Source organism: Paraburkholderia sp. BL6669N2 (assembly GCF_003387275.1).
Classification (GTDB): Bacteria; Pseudomonadota; Gammaproteobacteria; order Burkholderiales; family Burkholderiaceae; genus Paraburkholderia.
Map to the genome: position 1 here is coordinate 3,998,182 of NZ_QUNA01000002.1, position 12,516 is coordinate 4,010,697.

10 protein-coding genes are annotated in these 12,516 nt (G+C 59.6%); 9 read left to right on the forward strand and 1 reads right to left on the reverse strand.

All coding sequences use genetic code 11. The features are described 5' to 3' along the window. Positions 1-355 precede the first annotated feature (355 nt). From B0G80_RS40580 to B0G80_RS40620, 9 genes are all read left to right on the forward strand, one after another. Positions 356-1,063 (forward strand): 3-oxoacid CoA-transferase subunit A, encoded by a 708-nt coding sequence (locus B0G80_RS40580; protein ID WP_106276868.1) that lies wholly within the window; start codon positions 356-358, stop codon positions 1,061-1,063. Positions 1,064-1,076: 13 nt separating this feature from the next. Further along, positions 1,077-1,727: a 3-oxoacid CoA-transferase subunit B gene (locus B0G80_RS40585; RefSeq protein ID WP_106276869.1), complete on the forward strand. Its 651-nt coding sequence runs from the start codon at positions 1,077-1,079 to the stop codon at positions 1,725-1,727. Between the two features lie 93 nt (positions 1,728-1,820). Further along, a complete protein-coding gene (locus B0G80_RS40590) occupies positions 1,821-3,200 on the forward strand; it encodes a 3-carboxy-cis,cis-muconate cycloisomerase (RefSeq protein WP_116123173.1) in 1,380 nt (459 codons plus the stop codon). Between the two features lie 5 nt (positions 3,201-3,205). Then, on the forward strand, positions 3,206-3,997 hold the full coding sequence (pcaD, locus tag B0G80_RS40595) for a 3-oxoadipate enol-lactonase (RefSeq protein ID WP_116123174.1): 792 nt from the start codon (positions 3,206-3,208) through the stop codon (positions 3,995-3,997). Beyond that, on the forward strand, positions 3,994-4,389 hold the full coding sequence (pcaC, locus tag B0G80_RS40600; RefSeq protein WP_116123175.1) for a 4-carboxymuconolactone decarboxylase: 396 nt from the start codon (positions 3,994-3,996) through the stop codon (positions 4,387-4,389). Before pcaD ends, pcaC begins: the two co-directional genes overlap by 4 nt. 453 nt (positions 4,390-4,842) lie before the next feature. Then, a complete protein-coding gene (locus tag B0G80_RS40605) occupies positions 4,843-6,093 on the forward strand; it encodes a glycosyltransferase (RefSeq protein ID WP_116123176.1) in 1,251 nt (416 codons plus the stop codon). Further along, positions 6,080-6,928, forward strand: coding sequence for an ABC transporter permease (locus tag B0G80_RS40610; protein ID WP_181920168.1), 849 nt, complete (start codon positions 6,080-6,082; stop codon positions 6,926-6,928). Before B0G80_RS40605 ends, B0G80_RS40610 begins: the two co-directional genes overlap by 14 nt. Continuing rightward, on the forward strand, positions 6,918-8,336 hold the full coding sequence (locus B0G80_RS40615; protein ID WP_116123177.1) for an ABC transporter ATP-binding protein: 1,419 nt from the start codon (positions 6,918-6,920) through the stop codon (positions 8,334-8,336). Before B0G80_RS40610 ends, B0G80_RS40615 begins: the two co-directional genes overlap by 11 nt. After that, on the forward strand, positions 8,333-11,683 hold the full coding sequence (locus tag B0G80_RS40620) for a glycosyltransferase (RefSeq protein ID WP_116123178.1): 3,351 nt from the start codon (positions 8,333-8,335) through the stop codon (positions 11,681-11,683). The genes B0G80_RS40615 and B0G80_RS40620 overlap by 4 nt, the downstream gene beginning before the upstream one ends. 81 nt (positions 11,684-11,764) lie before the next feature. Here the strand turns inward: B0G80_RS40620 and B0G80_RS40625 are convergent, their stop codons facing one another. Continuing rightward, positions 11,765-12,481, reverse strand: a complete 717-nt coding sequence (locus B0G80_RS40625) for a TetR family transcriptional regulator (protein ID WP_116123179.1) — start codon at positions 12,479-12,481, stop codon at positions 11,765-11,767. Between the last annotated feature and the right edge of the window lie 35 nt (positions 12,482-12,516).

The window sequence follows — 12,516 nt, forward strand, 5'->3', positions numbered from 1 at the left end:
TATTCGATAAGTGGATAGAGGTTAGCCCAATAATCTCCTGTTTGGATAGTGCCGCTCTTCGCCCCGACCGGCCGACGCCAACAACAAACCGCCATGTCAGGCAGCAAGAACCTATGATTAAGGGGAATTCCCTGCCTTGACAACCTGCACGATGGACTACCATAATCGCCTCAGCGTTCGCTAAACGAATCCATGTTCATACAACGAACAAATTTGAAGCGAGCAAACCAACGGCGCCAGCTTCGCATCGCACTTGGCGAGCCGCCGCCAGCATTGGCCGGAGACCGTCCCGCTCAAGCCCTGCCCGCATGGCAGCAAGGTTGACGGCACGCAGCGCCTTCAAAGGAAATTCGACATGATCAACAAGATTTTCGAGTCACTTCAATCGGCGGTCGCCGATGTCAACGACGGCGCAACCGTCATGATCGGCGGCTTCGGCACGGCCGGCATGCCGTCGGAGCTGATCGACGCGCTGATCGAACAGGGCGCGCGCGAACTCACCATCGTCAACAATAACGCCGGTAACGGCGATATCGGCCTCGCCGCGTTGCTCAAAGCCAAACGCGTGCGCAAGATCATCTGCTCGTTTCCGCGCCAAAGCGATTCGTACGTGTTCGACGCGTTGTATCGCGCTGGCGAACTCGAACTCGAACTGGTGCCGCAGGGCAATCTGGCGGAGCGTATTCGCGCGGCGGGCGCGGGCATCGGCGGCTTTTTCACGCCGACCGGCTATGGCACCAAGCTCGCCGAAGGCAAGGAAACCCGTCTGATCGACGGCCGGCATTACGTGCTGGAGGCGCCGCTGCATGCGGACTTCGCGCTGATCAAGGCGTATAAGGCCGATCGCTGGGGCAATCTCACGTATCGAAAGACGGCTCGGAACTTTGGACCGATCATGGCCAGTGCGGCAAAAACCGCGATCGTGCAGGTGTCGCAAGTCGTACCGCTCGGCGAACTCGATCCGGAAAACATCGTGACGCCCGGCATTTTCGTGCAGCGCGTGATCGAAGTGCCGCAAGCGGCCCACGCCCCGATGCCCAATCCTCACGACGCTGCCGCCTGATTCGGAGACCGACATGAAAAAACTGACCCGCGATGAAATGGCCAAGCGCGTTGCGCTGGATATCCCCGAAGGCGCGTACGTCAACCTCGGCATCGGCGTGCCGACGCTGGTGGCCAACCACCTCGCCGCAGACAAGGAAATCTTTCTGCACAGCGAAAACGGCCTGCTCGGCATGGGCCCGGCGCCCGCCAAAGGCGAGGAAGACGACGAACTGATCAACGCCGGCAAGCAGCACGTCACGTTGCTCAAGGGCGGCGCATACTTCCACCACGCGGATTCGTTCGCGATGATGCGCGGCGGCCATCTGGATTTCTGCGTGCTCGGCGCCTTCCAGGTGTCGGCGAGGGGCGATCTGGCAAACTGGCACACTGGTGCACCCGATGCGATTCCGGCAGTCGGCGGCGCGATGGATCTGGCGATCGGCGCGAAGCAGGTGTATGTGATGATGGAGCACCTGACCAAGCAGGGCGAGAGCAAGATCGCCGCTGAATGCTCATACCCGGTGACGGGCGTGGGTTGCGTCAACCGTATCTATACGGATCTGGCGATGATCGATGTGACCGACAAGGGCCTCGTGGTGCGCGAGATTTTCTCGGACATCGATTTCGACGCATTGCACAAGCTGACCGGTGTGCCGCTGATCGACGGCACGCAAGCGGCTTAACGCGCCCGCAACGCGCCGCGCGACGCTGGCCCAGGAGCCGGCGTCGCCGCGGCGCGAACTTCACTTCCGACACCCTCGATCATCGACGTCATCATGCTCGACTCCAGCGCCCGTCTCACCGGACTTCTTTGCGGCACGCAGCCGATGAACGACATCTGGGCGCCGCGCGCCACGCTGCAACGGATGCTCGACGTGGAAGCGGCGCTCGCGCGCGCTTCGGCCGCGCACCAAGTGATTCCGCAAACGGCGGTGGCCGCGATCGAAGCCGCTTGCCAAGCCGACCAACTCGACGCCGACGCACTCGCACGCGACGCCGCGCTCGGTGGCAATCTCGCGATTCCGCTCGTCAAGCAACTCACCGCGTGCGTCAAGGCCGCCGACGCCGAAGCATCGAAATACGTGCATTGGGGCGCCACGAGCCAGGACATCATCGACACGGCGACGGTGCTGCAACTGCGCGACACCTTCGATCTGCTCGACAACAGTTTGCAAGCCACCTGCGACGCCGTGGCGAAACTCGCGGCCACGCATCGCGCCACGCCGATGATCGGCCGCACCTGGTTGCAGCAGGCGCTGCCCATCACGCTCGGCCTGAAATTCGCGCAATGGCTCGACGCACTGCTGCGTCATCGTGAGCGGCTCGATGCGTTGCGCGCGCGCGTGCTGGTGCTGCAATTCGGCGGCGCGGCGGGCACGCTGGCGAGCCTGCGCGATGCGGCGCCGCAAGTCACGCACTCGCTCGCTGAAGAACTCGGCCTTGCCGTGCCGACGCTGCCGTGGCATACGCAGCGCGATCGGATTGCCGACACGGCGTCGATGTTCGGCATGCTGATCGGCACACTCGGCAAGATCGCGCGCGACATCTCGCTGCAGATGCAAACCGAAATCGACGAACTCGCCGAACCGGCCGCGGCCGGCAAGGGCGGTTCGTCGACCATGCCGCACAAGCGCAATCCGGTCGGTTGCGCCGCCGTGCTGACGGCCGCCACGCGAGCGCCGGGGCTGGTCGCCACGGTATTCGCCGGCATGGTGCAGGAGCACGAACGCGCGCTCGGCGGCTGGCAAGCCGAGTGGGACGCGCTGCCGGATCTCGCGCGTCTCGCGGGCGGCGCGCTCGCCAACATCGAGCAGATCGCAACGGGGCTGAACGTCAACGTGCCGCGCCTTGCCGCCAATCTCGACGTCACGCATGGCCTGATTCTCGGCGAAGCGGTGATGCTCGCGCTCGGCGACAGCATCGGCCGGCTCGACGCGCATCATCTGGCGGAGCGCGCGTCGAAAGCCGCGATCCGCGACGGCCAGACGCTGTTCGACGTGCTCGCAGCGGACCCGGCCGTCACCACGCATCTTCCGCTCGAGCGCCTGAAGCAACTGCTCGATCCGGCCCAATACGTCGGCCAGGCGCACGCTTATGTGGACGCCGCGCTGGCACTTCACACCACGCGCTCGCAGCGCGACCATTCCAGGGAGTAACCGGCATGCCTTACGCCGCAGTCAATGGGACCGAGCTTCACTATCGGATCGACGGCGACCGTCACGGCAACGCGCCGTGGATCGTGTTGTCGAATTCGCTCGGCACGGATCTGTCCATGTGGGCGCCGCAAGTCGCGGCGCTGTCGAAACATTTTCGCGTGCTGCGCTACGACACGCGCGGTCATGGCCATTCGGAAGCGCCGAAGGGCCCGTACACGATCGAACAACTGACCGGCGACGTGCTCGGCCTGATGGATACGCTGAAGATCGCCCGCGCACATTTCTGCGGAATTTCCATGGGCGGCCTGACCGGCGTTGCGTTGGCAGCGCGTCACGGCAACCGGTTGGAACGCGTCGTGCTGTGCAATACGGCGGCGCGCATCGGTTCACCTGAAGTGTGGATCCCGCGCGCCGCGAGAGCGCGCACCGAAGGCATGCGCGCGCTCGCCGATGCCGTGCTGCCGCGCTGGTTCACGGCTGACTACGTCGAGCGCGAGCCGGTGGTGCTCGCCCTGATTCGCGACGTCTTCGTGCATACCGACAAGGAAGGCTACGCGTCGAATTGCGACGCCATCGACGCGGCCGACCTGCGCCCTGAAGCGCCGGGCATCAAGGTGCCGGCGCTGGTGATCAGCGGCACGCACGATCTGGCCGCGACACCGGCGCAAGGGCGCGAACTGGCGCAGTCGATTTCCGGCGCGCGCTACGTGGAGCTGGACGCCTCGCACATTTCCAACATCGAGAAAGCCGACGCTTTCACGAAGACTGTGATCGACTTCCTGACGGAGCAGAAATGAACGACGAAGATCGCTACGAAGCCGGCCTCGATGTGCGCCGCGCGGTGCTGGGCAGTGCGCACGTCGACCGGTCGCTTGCGAACCGCAATGAGTTGACGGAAGAGTTTCAGAATTTCATCACCCGCTATGCGTGGGGCGAAATCTGGACGCGTGACGGCTTGCCGCGCCACACGCGCAGCCTGCTGACCATCGCGATGATGGTAGCGCTCAATCGCAGCGAGGAACTCGCACTGCATCTGCGCGCCGCGAAGAACAACGGCGTGACGCGCGAGCAGATCAAGGAAGTGCTAATGCAAACCGCGATCTATTGCGGCGTGCCGGCGGCGAATTCGGCGTTTCATCTGGCGGATAAGCTGTTCCGCGAAGACGACGCAGCGGCAGCTCAGCCGTAGGCATGTAATCGCGATGGCGCGTCAGGCAGCGTGCGAATGCACGCTGCTTCTGAACATCGACGATGTCTGATTTCATCCAGCCTGCAATGGGCTGTGATAAGAATGCCAGGTATTCCATGGCGTTCGACCTGCGCGCCGCGCAGCGTGGGATCTGACCGTAGATCTCACAAGTCTGTATCTCTTGTCGAATTCCCTGACGTTTTAGGGCGTGCGTTCCTACAAGAGTTCCGCATATTCCTACCTGAATGCCATCCCTTTCGTAGAGTTTTTCCGCTGCGTTGGCTTTAACATGAACGGCAATCCGCGTCGGATAAAATATTCCAAATACATTTCGGATTCCTATAGGTGAGGACCTTTTTATAAAGACGCTTCCATAATCTTGTCGGGCCATCAAATGAAGAAGGTTGCGGTAATTTGCGGAGCGCTGGCGTTCAGTCCGACTAGGGTGCGGCCATGAACTCGCGTGCGCCAATCGGCGCACAGGGCAGCGGCTTGATCTATTTCTCTTCGGTCCCGTTCGACAGTTACGCCCAGCGTCCACATTTCATGGCGTCGGCGTTCGCCGATCACGGTTTCGACAAAGTAATGTGGATCGACCCGTACCCAACCCGTTTGCCAACTTTCGCCGACTTCAGCCGGCTAGGCACACGCCCACCGGCGCCGTCGCATGCCAACGACTCGCGCATTCTGGTACTACGTCCATCCGCGCTTCCGATCGAACCGCTTCCCATGGCCGGCCTTATCAATCGCATCGTTGCGTGGAGGCCAGTGCTTGTGCAAGTGATCGAGTTCGCACGCGGGACGGAGCATTGCGTGCTCGCGATCGGGCGTCCTAGCAAACTCGCGGAATGGGCGCTGACTCACGTTCCGCACCAACGATCGTTCGCCGACATTCTGGACAATTTTCCAGCGTTTTATCGGGGAATTTCCCGCTGCGCGATGCGCATTCGGATGCGGGCGATCTGCCGGAAAGTCACCGATGTGTATTGCTCCTCGTCACAACTAGCGCTCGATTTGAGCCCGATAAGACGGGACGCCCTAGTGGTTTTGAACGGCTATCGTACGGACAACCTGCCTCTGCCGTCCCCATCAGGAAAACGGAAATACATCGGCTACGTCGGCACGATCGGCGAGTGGTTCGATTGGCCGCTTGTGCGCTCGCTGGCAGCAGCCTTGCCGGATGTGCCAATACGGCTAATTGGCCCGGAATTTGTCGCTCGCCCGGCCGATTTGCCGGCAAATATCGAATGCCTGGGCGAACGGCCACAAGATGAGATCGCCGCGCTCGTAGGCGAATTCGCAGTGGGATTGATTCCATTTCGGATCAACGATCTGACTGCGGGCGTAGATCCCATCAAGTTCTACGAATATCGTTGCATGGGAGTCCCTGTCTGGTCGACTCGGTTCGGCGAAATGCGCACGAGAACCGCTGCGGACGGCGTCCATCACATCGCCCACGATTCGCTCTGGCAGCATCTCTGGGACGCCGCGAATCGGAGCGATCACGGTTTTCCGGGGCTTGCGGAATTTCGCGCAAATGTATCCTGGAGCAAGCGGTTCGAGCCAATTCTTGCGCGCGCCCGCATGGCTTCGGCAGAGCGCGACGCCGCGCAACCTTTTGTACACGGCGGGTTTCCGGTCACGCGTGACAGCCACTCGACCCAGACCTCTCATCTAACTCGACAACACAATGGCAGAGAGTAGTTTTATAAAAAACGGGGTGGAGTTCACTCATCAGACGGCTCCGCGTGCGGTTGTCGCCGATCTGTTCGCGCACCGCCATTTACTGTTTCAACTTGTGCGCCGTGACATAGAAGGTCGTTATCGAGGTTCGCTATTCGGCATCTTTTGGGCGTTTCTCAATCCGTTGCTGATGTTGTCGGTCTATACGATCGTGTTCGGCGTGTTCCTTCACACACGCTGGGCCGGTACGTCCAGCAGCCTACAGTTTTCGGTCGTCCTGTTCGCTGGCCTGGTCGTGTTTAACTTCTTTTCCGAATGTGTGAATCGCGCGCCCGCATTGATTCCCAGTAACGTCAACTTCGTGAAGAAAGTGGTATTTCCGCTCGAGCTTCTGCCATGGGTGATCGTTGGCACGGCACTCTTCCACGCCTGTATCAGTCTGGCAGTGTGGACGGTGTTTTCGGCTTTCGTGTATGGCACGGTCCATTGGACGCTGGTGTTATTGCCGCTGATTTTCGTACCGCTTATTTTTTTGGTGCTGGGATTCAGTTGGATCATTAGTTCGCTCAGCGTCTACTTGCGCGACATCGGCCAGGTGATAGGCGTGTTGACTTCGGTCGTCATGTTTTTATCGCCGATCTTCTATGCAATCGAGTCATTGCCCAAAGCATTTCAGACGTTGTTGCACGCTAATCCGCTGACCTTCATCGTCGAGCAGGCGCGTCAGGTCATGATTCAAGGCGGCCTGCCAGATTTCGCTTCTCTAGCAATGTTTACCGCCGTCAGCGCCGTATTCGCGTGGCTGTCACTGCGTTGGTTCCAGAAAGCAAGGGACGGATTCGCGGATGTACTCTGAACCCACCATCACACCTATGCAGAGGCCGGATGGCGAGGTTGCTATCCACATCGAAGACTTGTCGAAGCGCTTCGGCGTCTACCATTCGCCGCTGGAACGCCTGAAACACATCGTTTCGCCACGCAGGACAAAAGGCTTCAGCGAATTCTGGGCACTCAGCCATGTCGACCTGACTATCGCCCGCGGCGAAACGTGCGCGATCATCGGCCGCAATGGTTCAGGGAAGTCCACGCTGCTGCAGATTCTCTGCGGCACGTCGCGCGGCACCTCCGGACGTGTCGCTGTAAACGGCCGGGTGGCCGCCCTTCTGGAGCTAGGCGCCGGCTTCAACACCGATTTCACAGGGCGTGAGAATGTCTATGTCAACGGCGCCGTACTCGGACTCTCGCATGCTGAGATCGATGAGCGCTTCGCTGACATCGAAGCTTTCGCAGAAATCGGCGATTTCATCGATCAGCCCGTCAAGACCTATTCGAGTGGCATGTACGTGCGTCTGGCGTTTGCCATTGCGATTCACGTCGATCCGCAGATTCTGATCGTCGACGAAGCACTCGCTGTCGGCGACGCGCGTTTTCAGGCGAAATGTCTGAACCGAATCAAGAAAATGCAAGCCGATGGCGTCACGCTCCTGTTCGTGTCCCATGACATCGGCGCCGTTCGCACGCTATGCGAACGGGCGCTGTGGCTCGATCAAGGCAAGGTGCGGATGCTTGCCGACGCGTTTTCGGTGACGGCGCAATATAGCCAGTTTCTTTTCGAGGGCGCGGATGGTGCCGCCGACTTGACGGGCATTGAAAGCAGGCAGGAACCCTCTGTGGAGGGCAAAAGCGAGGCCTCGCAGCATGTGCTCGAACCAACCTCATTTCGCGAACCGGTACAGCCACATACCAACGTCAGCAGCGACGAACTGATGTTAGCGAAGCGGCCAATCAATCACTGGGGCAGCCACATTGGCTCGATTATCGAGGCGGGCATTTACAACTGCCGGGGCGAGCGGGCATCTGTTTTTCTTGATCGCGAGTTGATCGAAGTGAGGGTGAAATTCTGTCCGCCTTTGAACGCCGATTTGAGCACCATGAGCGTTGCTTTCTCGCTGAAGGATTTGCGCGGCACGGATCTGATCGTGTCGACGACGTGGGATCAGCGGCGGTTGAACTTCGACCAGGCAGGCGGCGCGGCGTGCGTAACATTCCGATTTCAGAATCGGTTGAACAAGGGCAGCTATTTACTGGCGGTTGCGCTGGAGGACCGGGCTGGCGTCACACCTCAATATTACGAGTACATCGAAGGCGCGCAATATTTTGCGTCTTTTGTCGAGGAGAACGTCTTCGGATCGTTCCTCGTCGACGTTGAGCAGACGCTTAAGCCGTCACGTAACGCCCATTCAGAAAAACGAGCATTTGTATGAGACAGGACACGATCAATAGCAATGCATATTGGGATCAACGTTTTAGCCACGATTGGGAAAGTAACGGTGGCCAGGAGCAAAGCCGTTTCTTCGCCGAAGTCGCGATCGAGGCGATGCCTCAGTGGCTTTCAAACGAGATCAAATGGAACAAGCTAACCGTTTGCGACTGGGGATGCGCGCAGGGTGATGGCACGGAAGCCTTGGCACAATCCTTATGTTGGGACGTGACCGGCATCGATTTCTCCGGACCGGCAATCGAGACGGCACAACAACGCTATAGCCGCGCCAGGTTCTTGCAGGAGAACTTGCTAGATAATCCCACGCGGCCACGATTCGACGTGGTCTTCTCTTCGAACACGCTTGAACACTTCGCCAATCCTTGGAGGGTGTTCGATCAGATAGCGGAGTACGCGTCGCGGTTCGTCGTTTTGCTGCTGCCCTATCGGGAGTTCAACCGGCATGCCGAGCATGAGGTCACTTTCGACGGGCGCAATATTCCGGTCGCTCCCAATCCTGCATGGTCTTTGGTGTATCACTCAGTAGTCGATACGCGGCTTCGCGAACCGAGCTATTGGCTCGGCGAACAAATATTGCTGGTCTTCGCCCGCACCGAATGGCTCGCGGCACGCCACTTCTCGCTGGCGGACCTGACGTTATACGAGACGCGCGAGGCGGCCCGCGCATGGGCCCTCGATTCGCGAAGAAGCCTCGAACATCCGTTTGCAATGGCCGAAGTGCATGCAGAGCGTGTCGGGGAGCAACTGCGCACCGTGCTTGCGGCCAAAGAGGCGCGGCATGCCAGAGAACTCGAAATTGCCTGTGAGGAATTGAAGCGAGAACAGGCGCGCGCCGGCGAGCTGGACGCTCAACTCATTGGCGAGCGAAGCCGCGCCACAGTGGCGGAACAGCGCGTTGTGGTGGAGGAAGAGCGTGCGGCGCAGTTACACCTTGAGATAAATATGCTGCGGGCGCAACTGGAAACGACGCGCGCGCAGGTTGAAAAAGCGAAGTCGGCGGCTTCCCTGCAAGATTCGCTTGACGACGAGCGCGACAAGACGCGTCAGTTGTCGGAGGAAAACGCGACACATCTCGCGAAGGCGCATCAACTGGAAGAGCGCTTACATTTTCTTCAGTATCGCGAGCGAGCGTTAGCGACCGAAATCAGCACTTTGCTCGCAACAAAAAGCTGGCGAATGACGGCGCCACTGCGCGCACTTCGCGGTTCCCCGGACTGGATGAAGCGGCGTTTACGCGATGTGAATTACGCCTATGTCCACGGCGGTGCGCGCAACGTGCTTTACCGGTCTGCCGGCTGTTTCGCCAAGCATCTTAAGCGATCGCGACAACAGCCCGCTGTCGTTTTGCCAGCCGCCTCATCCGCTGTCACGATGGCGACGCCCGTTACCACTGCCTCCGGCCCTGCGTCGGTAGTGGCGAGATCCTCCCCGCGCGCGCTGGCGGATGTCTTTGTATTCAGTATTATCGACTGGCACTTCCGGATTCAACGCCCTCAGCATCTTGCCCGGGAATTTGCGCGGGCCGGGCACCGCGTGTACTTCTTCTCGAATCATTTCGAGGATGCGAAGGAACCCGGTTTCTCGGTTGAGCAACTCGACGAGACGCTACCGCTCTATCAGATCAAACTCAAGGTCGACCAAGCCCCGGCTATCTATTTTTCCGTGCCCGCGCCAAAGGTTATCGAACAAATTCTGGAAGGGCTTCGGTTGTTTCGGCAATGGAGCGGCACCACGCGGTCGTATGCCCTGGTCCAACACGGATACTGGGCGCCGGTCGCCACACGCCTGCAGGCCGAATGTGTGGCCTATGACTGCATGGATCATCACGAGGGCTTCGGCAATGTGCCGCGTGAGCTGCTCGATCTGGAAGAAACGATGATGAGACGCGCCGACTTACTCGTGGCCACGTCTTCGTGGCTAGAAGACCACGCTCGTCAATACAATCCTCATGTCGAGGTGATCCGCAACGCCGGGCAGTACCAGGATTTCTGTCATCCACCGGTTGACCGCTTTGTGGACCGGCGCGGTCGCCGCGTGATCGGCTATTACGGCGCGATTGCCGAATGGTTTGATGCAGAACTCGTGGCACGCGTCGCCGAGGAGTTTCCTGATGCGCTGATTTTGCTGGTCGGGGCCGATACAGCCGGCGTCGCGGCCCGACTTAGCGTATTCACCAATGTGGAAATGGTCGGCGAAGTGCCCTATGCACGGCTTCCGTACTACCTGTACGCCTTTGACGTCTGCATGCTGCCGTTCAAGGTGATGCCGCTCACACTCGCGACCAACCCGGTCAAGATTTATGAGTATCTCGGTGCGGGCAGTTCGGTTGTTTCGATCGATCTGCCGGAGATGAAGCAGTTCGGCGACCTGGTGAGAATCGCAGCGACGCATGACGAGTTTCTGGAGCAAATCAGGCGCGCCGTCACCGCGTTGCCCGATGCGAAACGGATTGTGGACCAGCGCAAGGCATTTGCGGCCGGTCAGACGTGGGCCCACCGGGTCGAAAGCTTCCGCCGTGCTATCGACGCATTGCCGCGAGCCAAGGTCAGCGCGATCGTTCTGACCTATAACAATCTGCCACTAACAAAAGATTGTCTGGAAAGCCTTGAACAGCAGGACAGCGGCGTCGATCTGGAAATTGTTGTCGTCGACAACGCGTCAACCGACGGATCGGCCGACTACCTCGTGTCGTGGGCGGCGTCGCGACCGAACGCAAAGCTCATCCTGAATGCGGAGAATCGTGGTTTTGCGGGCGGTAACAACGTGGGTCTTGCCGCGGCCACCGGCGATTATCTGGTAATTCTGAACAACGACACCGTCGTCACTCGCGGCTGGGCACGGCGCATGGTCAATCATTTTAGAAATCATCCTCGGCTCGGGATCCTTGGTCCGCTGACGAACAATATCGGCAACGAGGCCCGAGTCGAGACGAACTACGTTGATCTGCCGTCGATGCATCCCGAGGCCGCCGTGCTCACCGAGCCTAATCTCGGTATGTTGTTCGAACTCGACACGGTCGCATTTTTCTGTGCGATGCTGCCGCGCTCGACCTTTGAGCTGTGCGGTCCGCTATGTGAGGACTACGGTCTCGGTTTCTTCGAAGACGACGACTACTGCCGGCGCGTGCAGGCGGCAGGGCTGGTTGTCGGTTGCGCGGAGGACGTCTTCATCCACCATCATCTGTCGGCGTCGTTCAATCAGTTGGGGGCGGAGCGGAAGCGGCAACTGCTGGAAACCAATCGCGCAATCTATGAATCGAAATGGGGCCCTTGGACGCCGCACCAGTATCGGCGTCACGGTGCTAAACGTGCATGGCGTACATTCGCATAACAGCAACAATTGAATGCTTACTGGATGAAGGGTATCGGCAGATACCCTGAACTCAAAATCGGAACGTCAGCATCACTCGCGCTAAACCTCGCTCCTCTGACCAGGCTCGTCCACCGCGCCGGCCGCGGCCTCCACCGGCAGACCCGACCGCACCGCCCGCAACACCGTGTCCTTGATAACCTCGCGCCAATGGTCGAGCGACGCCTTGTCCATCAAAGGCTCGCCGAGAAACGCGCCCAGCGTGTACTGATTGGCGTTATAGAAATAACCGAGCGACGCGATCATCAAATACACGTCGCGCGCTTTCACGTCGGCACGAAACACCTGTTGTGTCTGACCCGCATCCAGTAACTTCTGCACCACCGAAATCGCATAGCCGGAAATCTCCTTCAGCTTCAGCGATTTCTTCGCGTGCTTGCCCTGGTGCAGATTCTCGCTGGAGAGCAGCGTGACGAACTCGGGATGATCGAGGTAATACTGCCAGACGAATTCGACCATCTGTTCGAGTCCGTGCACGGGATCGTCCAGATCGAGATCGAGTTTGCTTTCCGCCTCGTTGAATTGCGTATAGATCGTTTCAAGAACTTCGACGAACAACTGCTCCTTGCTGCCGAAGTAGTAATAGATCATGCGGTCATGCGAGCGCGCGGCCTTCGAAATACTTTCCACGCGTCCGCTCGCATAGCCCTGCTTGGCAAAGACCTTGATGGCCGCTTTCAGAATCTTGGCGCGCGTGTCCTGCGCCTGTTTCGCACGGATGCCGGTAGCGCCCCGTTTGCGGGCGGCGGTGGGACTCATGGCGGTCTCGGATCTCTTGTTAGCGTCGGGTTGAA